Origin of the sequence: Edaphobacter sp. (genome assembly GCF_028283685.1) — a bacterium.
Classification (GTDB): Bacteria; Acidobacteriota; Terriglobia; order Terriglobales; family Acidobacteriaceae; genus Edaphobacter.
In genome coordinates, this window is sequence record NZ_JAPWKF010000005.1 from 106,042 (window position 1) to 121,969 (window position 15,928).

Consider the following 15,928-nt stretch of genomic DNA (forward strand, 5'->3'; position numbering starts at 1 on the left):
TGGGAAATATAATCTCTATTGGAATCCTTGGAGTCGCGGCTTGAAGGTAGCGCTTTTTATCACCTGCTATAACGACACGCTCTTTCCGGCAACGGGAAAGGCGGTGGTCGAGGTTCTGGAACGACTGGGCCATACGGTGGAATTTCCCGCTGGGCAGACCTGTTGCGGCCAGATGCATTGGAACACCGGCTATCAGGCCGAGGCTCTTCCGTTGCTGCCGCGTTTCCTCCAACAGTTCGAACATGCGGAGGCCGTCGTCGTCCCCTCGTCCTCCTGCGTAGCCATGATGCGTGAGCACTATCCGATCATGGCTGAGCGCATCGTCGCAGAGGGCGGGGATACATCTCTCCCCGAACGCACGGCCGCCATCCTGCCGCGCGTTTGGGAGTTCTCGGAGTTTCTCACCAAGAAGCTTGGCCTGACCGACGTGGGCGCCTACTATCCTCATCGCGTGACCTATCATGCCAGCTGCCATGGCCTGCGTTCGCTGGGGCTCGGCGACGGCCCGCAGACGCTCCTGAAATCGGTGCGTGGGCTGGAGTTGGTGGAGATCGCCAACCTTGAGCAATGCTGCGGCTTTGGCGGAACCTTTGCCGTCAAAAACGCCGATGTCTCGAGCGCCATGCTCGCGGAAAAGACACGCGCTGTGCTGAATACCGGAGCAGAGGAGTGCACGGCCTGCGATAACTCCTGCCTGATGCACCTTCAGGGAGCGCTGCACCGTCAGCGCACCGGCGTGACCACCCGCCACCTCGCCGAGATTCTGGCCCATACCGAGGCTGATGAAGAGGCGGAAGATGCTCTGCCGACCGAGGTGACGCTATGAGCCGCGTCCCCCTCGATCCTAGGACGGCTCCGACCTTTCAGCAGGCGGCACGAGCGCTGCTCGGCGATGCGCAGTTGCGCAAGAATGTTCGTCACGCGACCGACGTGATCCAGACCAAGCGCCGCAAGCTGGTCGAGGAGAAGCAGGACTGGCAGGCGTTGCGAGAGAGCGGCCGCCAGATCCGGGCCCATGTCCTCGAGAATCTCGATGTCTACCTGGAGGAGTTCGAACGAAACTTCACTAAAGCGGGCGGAGTCATCCATTGGGCTCGTGATGCGGCCGAGGCGCAGAAGATCGTCGTGGGGCTGGTCAAGGAGATCGGCACGACCGAGGTCATCAAGATCAAGTCGATGACCACCGAAGAGATCCAGCTCAACAATGCGCTGGAGGCTGCAGGGGTTCACGCCTATGAGACCGACCTTGCCGAACTGATCATCCAGCTGGGAGAAGATCAGCCGTCGCACATTGTGGTTCCGGCGCTGCATAAAAACCGCGCTCAGGTGCGAGAGATCTTCCGGCGCACGATGAATCTACCGGATCTCGGCGACAAGCCGGCAGACCTTGCCGATGCGGCAAGACGCTTTCTGCGGGAAAAATTCCTTCGCGTGACGACTGCGGTCAGCGGCGCAAACTTCCTCGTCGCGGAGACCGGCGGCGTCTGCATCGTCGAGAGCGAAGGCAACGGCCGCATGTGCCTGACGATGCCGGAGACGCTGATCTCGGTTGTCGGCGTTGAAAAAGTGGTGCCGCGCTGGCAGGATCTTGAACCGCTGCTTCAGATGCTTCCGCGCTCGGCGACCGGTGAGCGGATGAACCCGTACAACTCGATGTGGTGCGGCGTACACCCGGGTGACGGGCCGCAGCGCATGCACATCGTGCTGCTCGACAACGGACGGACAGAGGTGCTTGCAGACAGGGAAGGGCGTCAAACCCTGCAATGCATCCGCTGCGGAGCCTGCCAGAATGCCTGCCCGGTCTACCGCCAGACTGGCGGACATGCCTACGGTAGCGTCTATGCCGGGCCGATCGGTGCCATCCTGACGCCGCAGCTGATGCACCTCGAACACTCCCAGTCTCTGCCCTACGCCTCCTCGTTGTGCGGGGCCTGCTACGAAGTCTGCCCCGTCAAGATCAATATCCCCGAGGTGCTGATTCACCTGCGCCACAAGGTGGTTGAGCAAAACGGCTGGTACGCCCCGGAGAGTCTGGCGATGAAGGCAGTCGCTCAGGTCTTCAGATCGGAGCGGCGATTCCGCGCTGCGCAGCGACTGGGACGGCTCGCGGAGCTGCCGCTGGTGAAGTCGGAGAAGCGGAGCTTTGCCATCGTTGGACAGAAGCAGGAGGCCTCCGATGGTTGGATCGGTTGGCTCCCGGGCCTGCTCGGTGGCTGGACCAGTACCCGTGACCTGCAGGCGATGCCGCAGGAGACCTTCCGCGACTGGTGGGAGAAGCGAGGCAAGCAATGAGCACAGCGCGCGAAGAGATTTTGAGGCGGGTACGCGCTGCAAAGGGCGCATCCACACTGGAGACGGCAGCGGCTTCGTATGCAGGCATCGACCGCAGCTATCAAACGACGGCCACGCTCTCGCACGAGGCGATTCTTGACCTGTTCGAGGAACGGCTGCGTGAATATGACGCGAACGTCTTTCGCGTCTCGGCTCTGGAGGTTGGTGCGGCGGTCACCGAAGTGCTGCGCAGCCGCAAGATAGAGCGGGTTCTGATACCCGAGGGCTTGCCGGAGGATTGGCAGCGTGGCGCAGAGTTTGTCGTCGATCGGGAGTTTTCAGCGACAGAGCTGGACGGCTTTACGGCCGTGATGACGACTGCGACGGTAGGAATCGCCGAGACCGGCACCATCGTCCTTCAGACGGCACCGGGGCAAGGCCGACGCGCCATTACCCTGGTGCCGGACTATCACCTCTGCCTGCTGCCTGTAATCTCCGTTGTGGAGACGGTCGTGGAGGCAATGCGGCTGCTGGAGCTGACAAAAAATCTGCCGACCACCTTTTTTAGCGGACCTTCCGCCACGGCGGATATTGAGATGACGCGCATAAAAGGTGTGCATGGCCCCCGTTTCGTCGACGTAATTTTGATGAATTAGATGGAACTGGTTGACAGAGTGGCGCGGAGACATCTACCGTGTCTATTCCAATAGGGATTATATTTCTGATACGGAGTTTCAAGTTATGACTGGCATCACGGCGACGCAGCAGGAGAAAGTCTTTGCAGCATTGGATGGCTTCCGTATCGAAGTTCCTTCCTGGGGTTTTTCCAATACCGGGACACGCTTCGGCAAGTTCATTCAGCCCTCTGCGGCGACCTCCATCGAAGAGAAGTTTGCCGATGCCGGTGAGGTCAACCGTTTGACAGGCGTGGCGCCGACGGTTGCGCTGCATGTGTTGTGGGATCTCCCGCATGGTACGGCCGATGTGCCGGAGATCAAGCGCCTGGAGACGAAGTACGGGGTGAAGGCAGGCTCCATCAACCCAAACCTCTTCCAGAACCAGGAGTACAAATTCGGCTCAATCGCCAACCCCGATCCCGAGGTTCGCAAGTCCGCGCTGGAGCATCTGCTGGACTCGGTCGAGATCGCGAAGGCGCTGGGTTCGCGCGATATCTCCATATGGGACTCGGACGGATCCAACTATCCCGGAACGCAGAGCATTCGCCGCCGCATCGAGTGGACAGGCGAGGCGCTTGCCACCATGCATGCCGCACTCTCTCCGGAGCAGCGGATGCTGGTGGAGTACAAGCCGTTTGAGCCCGCCTTTTATCACACCGATATCGCCGACTGGGGCATGGCCCTGGCGCTGGCCCATAAGGCAGGACCACAGGCCAAGGTGCTGGTCGATACCGGCCATCACTATCTCGGTCAGAACATTGAGCAGATCGTCGCCTGGCTGCTACACCTGGGCGCTCTGGGCGGTTTCCACTTCAACGATCGCAAGTACTCCGATGACGACCTGACCATCGGATCGATCGATCCATACCAGGTCTTCCGTATCTTCCACGAGCTGCTGGGCGATACGGCCGGGGCCTCGGATGTAGCCTTTATGGTCGACCAGAGCCATAATCTTAAGGGCAAGATGGAAGCTGTGGTGCAGACGGTGATGACAGCGCAGGAGATCTACGCCCGCGCTGCGCTGGTGGACAACGAGTTGCTCGCCGGTCTGCAGGCCAAGTGTGATCTGGTTGCGGCAGAGGAGCATTACCGTGGTTGTTTCTGGACCGACGTTCGACCGATCGCGCGGGAGTGGCGCGAGTCCCGCAAGCTGGCGTCCGATCCACTTGCCGAATTGCGCTCCAATGGATATGTCGAAGAGACGGCCAGGGCCCGGGCCAGCAAAAATGCCGGTAGCGTTGCGAGTTACGCTTAAGAGAGACTCGCACCACTAGGAGATTGATTGAGCAAGACGCCCAAGCGCCTTTACCTGATCCCAGTCCTTTCAAAGGCATTGGACATCCTCGAGCTGTTGCAGAACGAGGGTGAAGCCATGTCTCTGGAGGCGGTCCATCGTCGCACACGGGTCTCGAAGACCACGGTCTACCGTGTTCTTAAGACCTTTGTGCATCGCGGATACCTCTCGCGCAGCTCCGACGGTCTTTACCGGATCGTCTCCCGCCCGAAGAAGATTCGTTTCGGCTTTGCTGCGCAAAGCGCCGAGATGCCGTTCTCTGTCGCGGTGACGGAGAGCCTCAACACTGCCGCGACAAACGCGGGCATCGACCTGGTCGTGCTCGATAACAAGTACGACGCCGCGACCGCCATTCAGAACGCGGAGGAGTTCGTCCGCTCCAAGGTCGATCTCGTCATCGAGTTCCAGGTGGTGCAGGAGGCGGCGCCGGTCATCGCTGATCGGATCGCCACAGCAGGCATTCCCCTGATCGCGATCGACATTCCACATCCCCATGCGACCTACTTTGGTGTCGATAACTACCGCGTCGGCTATGAGGCCGGGGAGCTGCTGGCGCAGCATGCCATGGAGCAGTGGCAGGGAAAGACGACCTGGGTACTGGGGCTAGACCTCTCCGAGGCCGGATTGCTGGTGCAGAGCCGCATCACCGGAGCCTTCGCCGCCATCAAGCAGCAACAGCCAACCATCCCGGTGGAGTGCTTTGTGCGTATGGAGGGCCATGGCCGCCGCGACAAGAGCCGCAAGATCATCGGTGAATTTCTGGCCCGGCATCCCAAGGAGCATGGCATTCTGATTGCCGCAGCCAACGATACCAGCGCCCTTGGTGCGCTGGATGCCGTACGCGAGGCAAAGCGCGAAAAGCACGTTGCGATCGTCGGTCAGGACTCGATCGCCGAAGCCCTGGTGGAGATTCGCAAGAAGGACTCGCCGATGATCGGCACAATCTCGCATGAAGCCCCAAGCTATGGGGCGAACCTTATTCACATTGGCCTGGCTCTTCTCAACGGCACCACGGTTCCACCCTACAACTATGTGGAACATCGTTTGGTAACGCGGAAATCGACGAAGAAGGACGACCAGTAGTGCAATAGAGGAATTGTTGCTGTAATGATATTCACTGTGGCATGATGGACGGTGCACGCGGGAGTATGGTCTTCTGCGTGCGCTGGATTTCACCTTGAACAGAAGGAAGCAGGTACTTTTCACATGGCAGCAACCCTGAAGTTTCTTGAGGATCGTTGGGACGACAGCATCGCGAAAACCCTGGATGGTCCTGAGCTCCTCCGTTATCGCTCCAACCTTCTCGGCTCCGATCTTCGCATCACCAATTTCGGCGGCGGTAACACGAGCTCGAAGTTCGAGATGAAGGATCCTCTGGATCAGACGGCCAAGCAGGTTCTGTGGGTCAAGGGATCGGGTGGCGATCTTGGGTCGATCAAGCGCGAAGGATTTGCCACGCTTTATCTCGACCGCCTGCATTCGATGGAGAAGGTCTATCCGGGCGTCGAGCGCGAAGACGAGATGGTTGCGATGTACGTGCTCTGCACCTTCGGCCACAATCCTGTTGCTGCTTCGATCGATACCCCTCTGCATGGCTTCCTGCCCTTCCCGCACGTCGACCATCTACATCCTGACTGGGCTATCGCTCTGGCAGCTTCGGCTAACGGCAAGGAGCGCATGGAGCAGTTCAATGCGGAGTTCGGCCATAAGCTTGTCTGGCTTCCCTGGCAGCGCCCCGGCTTTGAGCTGGCGATGATGCTCAAGCGTGGTGTCGAAGAAAATCCTGGCTGCGACGGCATCATCCTCGGCGGCCACGGCCTGTTTACCTGGGGAAACACCCAGCGCGAAAGCTATCTGAACACCATCACGATCATCGATCAGATCGGCCAGTTCATCGAAAAGCACGACCAGCTGCGCGGCAAGAAGACCTTCGGCGGCGCTCTGCACGAGACCCGCAGCGATGCCGCGACCGTGGCGCAGGATATCTTCGCCCATCTGCGTGGAGCCGTGAGCCGCAAGCAGCGTTGGATCGGCAACTATGTTTCGGCACCCGATGTGCTCGAATTCGCGAACAGCGTACACGCCAAGCAGCTTGCGCATCTCGGCACCAGTTGCCCGGATCACTTCATCCGCACCAAGATTCGCCCGATGTACATCGAGTGGGATCCCAAGGGCGATCCGAAGGAGATCCCTGCACTCATCGATAAATCGATTGAGACCTACCGCAAGGAGTACGCCGAGTACTACACGAAACATGCTCTGAAGGACTCGCCGGCTCAGCGCGATGCCAGCCCGACCGTGGTGCTGATCCCAGGTGTAGGCATGTTCTCGTTCGGTAAGAACAAGACGGAGGCACGTCTTACCGGTGAGTTCTACACCAATGCGATCCACGTGATGCAGGGCGCCGGTTCTCTCTCTGGCGAAGGCAAGATTTCTGACGTTCCGCAGGCCGGTCCGGCTGCCGGGCCGGAAGAGTTCACCGTCTACGAAAACTACGTCGCTCTTCCGCCCAGCGAGGCCTTCCGCATCGAATACTGGGCTCTGGAAGAGGCCAAGATTCGCCGTATGCCACCGGAGAAGGAACTCAGCCGTCGCATTGTTCTTATCGTCGGCGGTGGCAGCGGTATCGGTCGCGAGACCGCTCTGCTGGCAGCGGAGCGTGGAGCGCACATCGTTGTTGCCGACCGCGACATCAAGGGCGCGGAGGCGGTTGCGGAGGAGTGCAAGAAGATCGCCGGCAAGGAAGCCGTCATCTTTACCTCGATCGACATCACCAAGCGCGACACGATTGCAGAGGCGCTGAAGGCTACGGTGAGCGCGTTCGGTGGACTCGATCTCGTCATCAATACGGCTGCAATCTTTCCGTCGTCTCCCTCCGGAGTCATCAGCGATGCGCAGTGGGGCACCACGCTTGAGATTAACGTCACGGCCAACTACCTGCTGGCGGACGAGGCGGATAAGGTCCTTAAGGCACAGGGCATCGGTGGTTCGGTGGTGCTGACCAGCTCGGCGAACGCAGTTGTCGCCAAGAAGGGAAGCGAGGCCTACGACGTCTCGAAGGCGGCGCTCAGCCATCTTGTGCGTGAGCTGGCGGTGACGCTCTCTCCCGTACGCGTCAACGGCATCTCTCCCGCGACCGTGGTGAAGGGATCGACGATGTTCCCCCGCGACCGTGTGAAGGCATCGTTGAAGAAGTACGACATCGCCTTCGAGGAAGCGGACAGCGATGATGCACTGCGCAATAAGCTGGCTGGCTTTTATGCCAAGCGCACGCTGACCCACGTTCCCATCGATCCGAAGGACTGCGCCGAGGCGATCCTGTTCCTCGCCGGCCCGAAGACGCCGGTGACGACGGGCCACTTGATTCCGGTCGATGGCGGACTGGTCGAGGCCTATCTCCGGTGAGCCACACAGCATCGTCCACACATAACCATGGTCCGGCAAATCAGCCGGACCATGGTGCTTTGATCGCCGTTGATCTTGGCGCAGAGAGCTGTCGTGTCTCTCTGCTGCGCTGGCGCGACGGCAAGCCGCACATCGAGCTGGTGCATCGCTTTGGACACCATGCAGAGCAGCGCGAGAGCGGCCTGCACTGGAACTTCAGCCAGATCGCCGCAGGTGTGGAGCAGGGATTGGCGCAATGCGCCGAGATCGCAACAGAAGGAGTGCGCTCTATTGCCGTCGATGGCTGGGCCGTCGATTATGTGCGTCTTGGTGATGACGGCAAGGCGATCGCCGAGCCCTTCTGCTACCGCGATGCGCGCAACCAGAAGGCGGAGGCCTCTCTTCATGAGCGCATTACCCCTGAGCGCCTGCGCGAGTTGAGCGGTGTCCAGCTGCAGCCGTTGAACACGGTCTACCAGCAGCATGCGGATCATCTGAACGCAGCTCATACTTCATGGCTCAACCTGCCGGAGTACCTCCTTTATCTCTGGGGCGGACGCCCGGTCGCGGAACGCAGCAATGCAACGCACAGCGCGATGATCGGGCTTGACGGCAAGTGGTGCAAAGAGATCTTCGACGCCACAGGCGTCAGGATCGAAGACGCGCCTGAGCTGGTCGAGGCCGGTACCGTCGTCGGCACCTACAACGGCAGCATCGTTAAGCTGCATGGCGCAAAGCTGATTGCTCCGTGCTGCCATGACACCGCAAGTGCGGTCGCGGGCATTCCCGCCGAAGGCGAAGAGTGGGCCTACATCAGCTCCGGTACGTGGTCGCTGGTGGGAACAGTGCTGGATAAGGCATGTAACAGTGCGGAGGCGGCGAAGGAGAACTTCACGAATCTGGGTGCTGCGGGAGGTCGTGTGCTCTTCCATAAGGGCATCAATGGCATGTGGCTGCTACAGCAGTCCATGCGTGCCTGGAAGCTCAGCGATGTGGCGGCTCTGGTAGAGCAGGCACGCGCGCTTCCCGATGTTCCCCTGTCGGAGCTGATCGACGTGGATGACCCCGACCTCGCTATTCCCGGTGATATGCCGGCACGCATCAACGCACAGCGCGCGGCAGGAGGACTCAGTCCTATCTCCGATCCTCCTCAGATGGCACGCCTCATCTTCGAGTCGCTCGCCGCTCGCTATGCCAGTGTGCTGCACTCGATCTCGGCGATGACAGGCAAGCGTTTTGCCAGGATCTATATCGTTGGTGGCGGCAGCCAGAACACGCTGCTTAATGCGTTGACGGAGAAGGCAACCGGCCTGAAAGTGATCCGCGGCGCAGTGGAGAGCTCGACGATCGGCAACTTCGCGTTACAGTTCGCGACGCTTGACGGCGATACCTCGGCTAACAACATTGCTCGCTGGGCGGCGGCCCTGCAATCCAGCTAGGCGCCGCACCAGTCGAGTGCGGCAGCCAGCATCGCCTCCGCAGACTGAAAGAGCGACTTCATCTCAACGTACTCGTTGGGATTGTGTGCTCCACCGCCGCACGGTCCGAAGACCAGCGTGGGAATGTTGTAGCCACGCTGCATCAGGAAGGCATCGCAGGGATAAGGAGCGGCGGTAAGTGTTGCCGAGCCCATCACTGTTTCGACGCTCTTGACCATGCACCTGGTCCACGCGTGTGACGCCGAAAGCTCGTGGCCGAGGAGAGGCGATTCCAACAGCGGCGACCACTTCACCGGATACTTGCGGAAGAACGAGTCCTGTCTTTCGAACCGGCGCAGAGATGCCTCAATCTGGCTAATCAGGGCGTCGACGTCTTCGTGTGGGAGTGTTTGAAAGTAAACGCGGATACCGGCGCGTAGCGGGACGCTCAGGGGGAGCAGGTTCTCCATGCGGTTGGCTTCGACGGCCAGCACCTGCACCGGAGCAGCATCGGCGAAGTCCTTGTAGGCTCCACGAGCTTTGACGGTCTTCCGCCGCTGCACCCAGCTGTCGACCCATCCCAGTAACCGTCCCAGCGGGATCGCGGGACTTACGACCTCGCCCGACGAGAAGTAATCCTTCTCCGATCCTGCCTGGACCAGCAGGTCAACGACGAAGCTGCCTCGCGTGGCGCGATAGATCTCCATCTGCGTTCCTTCGGCGATGACGCAGGCATCCGCATTGTCGCCTCGCATCCGGCCTGCCAGGGTGCCGTTGCCGCCGCCCCACTCCTCGTCCACCACGGACTCAAAGAGAAGATCGCCCTTCAGCCGAATCCCCGCCCGCTTCAGGGCTACCAGTACGGCCACCTGCGCCACCATGCCGCCCTTCATATCGAAGGTTCCCAACCCCGACATGCGCCCGCGGCTGAGAGAAGGCTCCCAGGGGGAATGCTTCCAGCCTGCCAGATCGGTGGGGACGGTATCCATGTGGCCGCTTAGCAAAAGGCTGTGGCCTCCGCCTGAACCTGCGACGCGCACCACGAGATTCTTTCTGCCCTTATAGTTACGCTGTCTTCTGCTCCAAGGGTTTTTCGACTTTGCGACAAACTCTGTATCGTAGAGTTCCGAACGGAGGCCATGTTGACGGAAGAATTTCTGGAAGACGAGCTGACCCGGGGTCTCGTTGCCATCGGGAGGAATTGAGACGGTGTTCACGCGTATCAGGTCCTTCAGGAGCTCGGTGAGTTCTGGCTTGAGATCTTTTAGCGCACGAACGGCTGCAGCTTCTGCATCGGCGGATATTTGTCGCATTCCAGTTTTTTACCTATCAAGCAGGATGAATAATTGTTATCTTTTATTATATAATTATTTCGTTTGCTAACTTTATGGACAATTTAGAACTAAAAACTGAATCTGCTGACCTACAGACTGAAATACTGCGACTCCAGACTCTCTCTGACGAGCACGGTCATGTTGCTACGTTGCGAGAGATTCTGCAGCAGCCTGCCACCTGGCTGATTACGGCGAAACAAGCCTCAGCCTTGTTGGTCGACCTTAAGCATTTTACGGATGGCGTTGCGGCGGTCATTCTGACGGGGTCGGGAAGCTCGGAGTATGCCGGTGATTGTAGCCGGCCCATGTTGCAGCGCCGTCTTGCAATCACGGTGCAGGTCACTGGATCCGGTACTATTCTGACCGACGGTATCGATCTGCTGGCGCCTGAGCGGCCTGCTCTGATGATCTCTTTTGCTCGTTCGGGGGATAGCCCGGAGAGCGTGGCGGCGTTGCTCAAGGTATCGGAGGCCGATACCGCGGTGCGCCAGTTGGTCATCACCTGCAACGCAAACGGCCAGCTTGCTGCGAAGGCGAAGATGGATGCGAACGTCCACGCCGTGGTCCTCGACGATCGTACCAACGACCGCAGCCTCGTCATGACGAGTAGCTTTACCAACATGGTGCTCACTGCGATGTCACTTGGCTGGAGCGCCAATCCGTCAGAGTTTATTTCATTTGCAGAGCAGCTTAGCCAGACGGCAGAGAGGCTCCTGGACGATGCCTTCCAGCGGCTGCCGAAGATCGCTCGGCTGCCCTTCCATCGCGCCTTCTATCTCGCGGACGCCTCGGCCTTTGGAGCCGCCCGCGAATCCGCGTTGAAGATGACGGAGATGACTGCCGGCCGCGTGATGACCACCAGCGAGACCTATCTTGGACTGCGCCATGGGCCCATGAGCGCCATCGACCCCAACACCCTGGTGGTGTGCTTCCTGTCGTCCGAGCCGGTGCGTCGCGCCTACGAGATCGATCTCATCTCAGAGCTGAACGCCAAGAAGCTTGGCTTGCGAAAGATCCTGGTCGGTGCCAACATTCCGCAGGATCTGCTGAATGACGGGGACCTCGCTTTCGAAGACAATGGTTTCGTGGCTGCTGGTGATGATGGCTGTTCCCTCCTGCATGTGCTGATCGGCCAGGTGTTGGCCTTTTATCGCTGTATGCACGAGGGGCTCAAGCCCGATGCTCCGTCTGCCACCGGTGTTATCAGCCGCGTGGTGCAGAAGTTCCGTCTGCATGGGATCTCCACCGCTGGCTGAGCATCATCCTGAATTAAGATGAGAGTGTCTTTCGTTTTATTTCTTTTTGGCGACACGTCCGGTCGTTCGTTATTCCACTTGAGGAGAGTTCTGCTCTGAAACACCGCTTCCAGATTGCAATGGCCGGCGAGATCAACTTGGATCTCATCCTTTATGGTCTTCCGTCGGAGATGCCGATGGAGCGCGAGCTGCTTGCCTCGCGGTTTGAGGTGACGCTAGGCAGCTCCTCGGCGATCCTTGCGCATAACCTCGCTACGCTGGGAACGTCGGTGACGTTTACGACCCGCGTTGGAGGCGATGACCTGGGACGGATTGCGCTAGAGCGGCTCTCGCAGGCTGAGGTCGATCTCTCTCGCGTGACCCATGCCACCAATGACACCGCTACCGGTGTCACGATCGTGTTGCCGCACAGCGATGGGCGGCATATGTTTACCTATCCCGGAACGATGGCGGAGATGGGAATCGGCGATCTCGACCTGGAGCACCTTGCTCAGGCACAGCACTTTCATCTCTCTTCGCCCTACCTTCAGACAGGACTTCTTCCGGACGTCGGTCCACTCTTCCGCCGTCTGAGGGAAGCTGGTCTTACGATCTCGCTCGACACCAACGACGATCCTGACGACCGCTGGGAGAACCTGCTCGACGGCGTTCTTCCGTGGGTCGATGTGCTGCTGCCCAATGAATCCGAAGCCTGCCGTATGACCCGCACCAGCAGCGTGGAGGAGGCGATTGAGCGTCTTGGCGCCATCGTTCCCACTGTGGCGGTGAAGTGCGGCTCGCGCGGTGCCCTGGTGCGACACGCAGGCAAGACGCAGCATGTCGATCCGCTCACGGTTGAACCCGTCGATACGGTTGGGGCTGGAGATAGCTTCAACGCCGGTTTCCTGCATGCATGGCTGCTTGGCGCTCCGGCAGCGCTTGCAGCTCGTGCCGGCAATATCACGGGCGCGTTTTCGACGCTTCGCTCCGGCGGAACAGAGGCATTTCGCGATGTGGCGCTCAGGAACAGCTTCTTTGAGCGCCACCCGCTGCCGCTACATTCTTAGCGGATGTCTCCTACTCGTTACGAAGAGCCACCATCGGGTTGATCCGTGAGGCTCTGCGCGCTGGCAGATATCCGGCGAACCCGGCGACCAGTATCAGGATCGTCGCCATCGCCGCAAACGTTCCGGGATCTGTTGGCTTCGTTCCGAAGAGGAGCGATGCGATCAGTCCGGCGACGGCAAACGATGCGACCAGTCCCACCGCAATACCCATCAGCGCCATACGCAGCGTCTGGGAGAGGATGGCGCGCTGCACTCTCTCCGGGGTTGCGCCCAGCGCCATACGGATGCCGATCTCCTGCGTCCGTCTCGTGACGGAGTACGAGATCACGCCATAGATGCCGAGCGAAGCGAGAATAAGTCCCAGCCCGGCAAAGATGGAGACCAGCAGCATGAAGAAGCGGCGCGGCGAGACGGCGTGATCGACGGTGCGCTGCAGTGGCCGAAACTCGACCGCGGACTGCTTCGGATTCATCTCCCGCAGAGTATGCATCACGCTGGACGCGAGTTGGGCTGGAGGAAGCTTGGTGCGCACGACGAGCGTCGCTCCAGAAGCGCCCCATTCGCTTCGCATGACTGGCAGATACATCTGCCAGCTTGGCTTACCTTCGACATTCGTCTCGTGAACATCCTGGATTACTCCGATAACGCGAACATCTGTCTTTCCGAGCACGGCCATCTTGCCGACGGCATCTTCGTTGGGCCACAGCGCGTGCGCGGCGGTCTCGTTCAGGATGATGGTGCTGTCACCTTTATCGTCGTCCTGCCAGCCAAAGTCCCGTCCGCGCAACCGCATGCCCATCGCCGGCAGATAGCCTGGCGAGACGACGTATACGAAGGCGTCCTGAATCTCTCCCGGACGGTAGGTCTTTCCTTTGACTGCCGGGCCGCCCCATCCACGATTTCTTTCCAGCGGGAGGTTATCGCTCAGGCCGGCTGCTTCAACGCCGGGAATGGCTTGTGCGCGGCGTACTGTCTCGCGAAAGAACTCGGTCTGCTTTGCAATATTCATCTGGTCGTCGTAGTCGAGCTTGATGGCTGCCGCCGTGGAGGGCTGATAGCCGAGATCGATGTCGATGACATGCAGGAAGCTTCGCAGCAGCAGGCCCGCCCCGATCAGCAGGACGCAGGCCAGCGCAACCTCAGAGATGACGAGCGCGGAACGAAGGCCCTCGTGCTTGCGCCCATCGCTCATCCCCTGGCCTGTATCTTTCAATGCCTCCTGCAGATTGCCGGTGGCGGTCTTCCATCCGGGCAGCAGCCCGAAGAGCAGCGTGGAGCCGATGGTGATGGCGAGCGTCCAGCCTAGAGCGGCAGCGTCGATGCGTATGCTGTTCAGCAGAGGCAGCGCGATCGAGCTCTGGTGGGAGAGATAAAAAGTGATCAGGTAGGCGAGCAATAGTCCTCCTGCCGCTCCCGCACAGGAGAGCACGAGGCTTTCGGTCAGCAGTTGACGTATGAGGCGGCTACGTCCTGCTCCCAGAGCACTGCGCAACGCAAACTCCTTGCTGCGGGCGGCAGAGCGGGCCAGCAGAAGGTTTGAGAGATTGACGCACACGATGACCAGGATCAGTCCGACGGCACACCAGAGCACAATCAGCGATCGCCGCAGCTTGCCGCTCACGTAATCCTTAAGCAGCGTCGGATGGGCGCTGTACCCTCCCTGGGACAGGGGATCACGCTTGCTCCAGTAGAACCTCCGAAACAATGTCTTTGCCTCGGCCTGGGTCTGCGCGACGGTTACTCCTGGCTTCATGCGCCCGATCATGGCAAGTGTGTTTCCCTGCGTGCGGATATCATCCAGAATTGTGGGCGCAAACGCGTCGACCTTTGCCCCCGGTGAAAAGATGGAGCCGAAGTCAAAACTCTCCGGAAGAACCCCCACTACGGTGGTTGGTTTGCCATCCAGAGTGATGGCCTTGCCGACGATCGATCGATCGCCGCCGAATTGCCGTTTCCAGTAGGGGTAGGTCAGCAGGATGACATTCGGTGCTCCCTTGACTGCCTCGCTCTCCGTAAAGCTGCGGCCCAGTATGGGGTCCACGCCGAGTACGTGAAAGAAGTTGCTGGTGACGCCGATCCCTGTCAGCGGAGAGGGTTCCCCATGTCCTGAAAGCCTTAGATTGTCCGGCGCGGAAAAGGCATAGTAAGCGGTCACGTCGGTGTAAGAGGTGTTCATCAGCCGCAGATCGTCATAGGCATCGGCAGAGTAGGTCATGGATGAAAGTCCATTGGCATCGGGCGGGGCAATCCACACCAGGCGGCCGGGATCGTACAGCGGCAGCGGCCGCAACATCAGCGTGTTCACAACGCTGAAGACAGCAATATTGGCTCCAATGCCGAGTGCGAGGATGAGCACGGCGACGACAGCGAAACTACGATCGCGTCGAAGCGTCCGCATCGTGTATCGCAGATCGCTGATGAGAATCTCAAGCCAGGGGAGGCCGCGTGCCTCGCGTTGCTTCTGCCGGGTCTGTTCCACACCGCCGAGTTGAATCATAGTCTGCCTCCGAGCCTCTTCCGGGTTGAATCCCTGTCTCTGCTTCTCTTCGATCGCCATCTCAATGTGCGACTCCAGCTCCGCGTTCAGCTCCGCATCGAGCGTTTCGCGATGAAACAGCGAGCGAAGCCGCGCCAGGGTATGCTGCAGGCGGTCGCTCCACGGCACCTTCGGTTCTGAGCGCATCATGATGACTCCTTCTCGCCCATCGCCAGCACGCGGCTCATGACGCCGGAGAGCCGTGTCCAGTAGGCGGTGTCCTGCTCCAGCTGTTTTTGTCCACGCCTGGTGATGGTGTAGAACTTTGCCCGGCGGTTGTTCTCCGACGCTCCCCAGGCGGCTGAGATCCAACTGCGCTGCTGCAGTCGCACAAGCGCCGCGTAGATCGTCCCCTGGTTCAGGAGCACCTCGTTCCCGCTGACCTGCTCGATGCGTCGAGCGATGCCGTAGCCGTGCATCTCGCCCATCGCGGCAAGTGTCTGAAGGACCATAAGATCCAGTGTTCCCTGCAAAAGGTCGAGCTTGTTGTCTCCCAATCGTCTCTCCTGTGGCGTCCCCACATTTATACCTGTGGATACGCCACAGGAGAGAAAAAGTTCACCGGTCCCGTGAATTTTGTTCTGAAAGTCGTCTGTATCTGACGGATATCCCCCAAAAGAGCGGTAGGAAAGCAGTACGGAGGAGTGTTTGCGGGAAGGCTACAGCGGAAGATCCTAGAAACTACCGTTCATCTTTATCGACAGAGGAGAAC

At 59.8% G+C, this 15,928-nt stretch carries 12 protein-coding genes; 9 read left to right on the forward strand and 3 right to left on the reverse strand.

Going from position 1 to position 15,928, the window contains the following annotated elements; all coding sequences use genetic code 11:
- Positions 1-40 precede the first annotated feature (40 nt).
- The 7 genes from PW789_RS07530 to PW789_RS07560 all read left to right on the forward strand — a co-directional run bounded on the left by PW789_RS07530 (position 41) and on the right by PW789_RS07560 (position 9,065).
- Positions 41-826, forward strand: coding sequence for a (Fe-S)-binding protein (locus tag PW789_RS07530; RefSeq protein WP_299373782.1), 786 nt, complete (start codon positions 41-43; stop codon positions 824-826).
- Positions 823-2,292 (forward strand): LutB/LldF family L-lactate oxidation iron-sulfur protein, encoded by a 1,470-nt coding sequence (locus PW789_RS07535; protein ID WP_299373785.1) that lies wholly within the window; start codon positions 823-825, stop codon positions 2,290-2,292. The genes PW789_RS07530 and PW789_RS07535 overlap by 4 nt, the downstream gene beginning before the upstream one ends.
- Positions 2,289-2,927, forward strand: a complete 639-nt coding sequence (locus PW789_RS07540) for an LUD domain-containing protein (protein WP_299373788.1) — start codon at positions 2,289-2,291, stop codon at positions 2,925-2,927. Before PW789_RS07535 ends, PW789_RS07540 begins: the two co-directional genes overlap by 4 nt.
- 85 nt (positions 2,928-3,012) lie before the next feature.
- Positions 3,013-4,203, forward strand: coding sequence for a TIM barrel protein (locus tag PW789_RS07545; protein ID WP_299373791.1), 1,191 nt, complete (start codon positions 3,013-3,015; stop codon positions 4,201-4,203).
- Between the two features lie 27 nt (positions 4,204-4,230).
- Complete coding sequence (locus PW789_RS07550) at positions 4,231-5,325, forward strand: substrate-binding domain-containing protein (protein WP_299373794.1); 1,095 nt, start codon at positions 4,231-4,233, stop codon at positions 5,323-5,325.
- Between the two features lie 123 nt (positions 5,326-5,448).
- Positions 5,449-7,647 (forward strand): bifunctional rhamnulose-1-phosphate aldolase/short-chain dehydrogenase, encoded by a 2,199-nt coding sequence (locus tag PW789_RS07555; protein WP_299373797.1) that lies wholly within the window; start codon positions 5,449-5,451, stop codon positions 7,645-7,647.
- Positions 7,644-9,065, forward strand: coding sequence for an FGGY-family carbohydrate kinase (locus PW789_RS07560; protein ID WP_299373800.1), 1,422 nt, complete (start codon positions 7,644-7,646; stop codon positions 9,063-9,065). Before PW789_RS07555 ends, PW789_RS07560 begins: the two co-directional genes overlap by 4 nt.
- Here the strand turns inward: PW789_RS07560 and PW789_RS07565 are convergent.
- Positions 9,062-10,357: a M20/M25/M40 family metallo-hydrolase gene (locus tag PW789_RS07565; RefSeq protein WP_299373803.1), complete on the reverse strand. Its 1,296-nt coding sequence runs from the start codon at positions 10,355-10,357 to the stop codon at positions 9,062-9,064. The two genes, PW789_RS07560 and PW789_RS07565, sit on opposite strands and share 4 nt — an antisense overlap.
- 170 nt (positions 10,358-10,527) lie before the next feature.
- Here PW789_RS07565 and PW789_RS07570 point away from each other — a divergent pair, with 170 nt between their 5' ends.
- Both PW789_RS07570 and PW789_RS07575 read left to right on the forward strand, forming a co-directional pair.
- On the forward strand, positions 10,528-11,634 hold the full coding sequence (locus PW789_RS07570; RefSeq protein ID WP_299373806.1) for an SIS domain-containing protein: 1,107 nt from the start codon (positions 10,528-10,530) through the stop codon (positions 11,632-11,634).
- Positions 11,635-11,753: 119 nt separating this feature from the next.
- Entirely contained in the window at positions 11,754-12,680 is a 927-nt protein-coding gene (locus PW789_RS07575; protein WP_299373808.1) for a carbohydrate kinase family protein, read from the forward strand.
- A 10-nt stretch (positions 12,681-12,690) separates the two neighbouring features.
- Here PW789_RS07575 and PW789_RS07580 read toward each other — a convergent pair whose 3' ends face one another.
- Both PW789_RS07580 and PW789_RS07585 read right to left on the reverse strand, forming a co-directional pair.
- Positions 12,691-15,366 (reverse strand): ABC transporter permease, encoded by a 2,676-nt coding sequence (locus PW789_RS07580; protein WP_299373812.1) that lies wholly within the window; start codon positions 15,364-15,366, stop codon positions 12,691-12,693.
- Positions 15,363-15,713, reverse strand: a complete 351-nt coding sequence (locus tag PW789_RS07585) for a PadR family transcriptional regulator (protein WP_299373815.1) — start codon at positions 15,711-15,713, stop codon at positions 15,363-15,365. Before PW789_RS07585 ends, PW789_RS07580 begins: the two co-directional genes overlap by 4 nt.
- Positions 15,714-15,928: the final 215 nt, after the last annotated feature.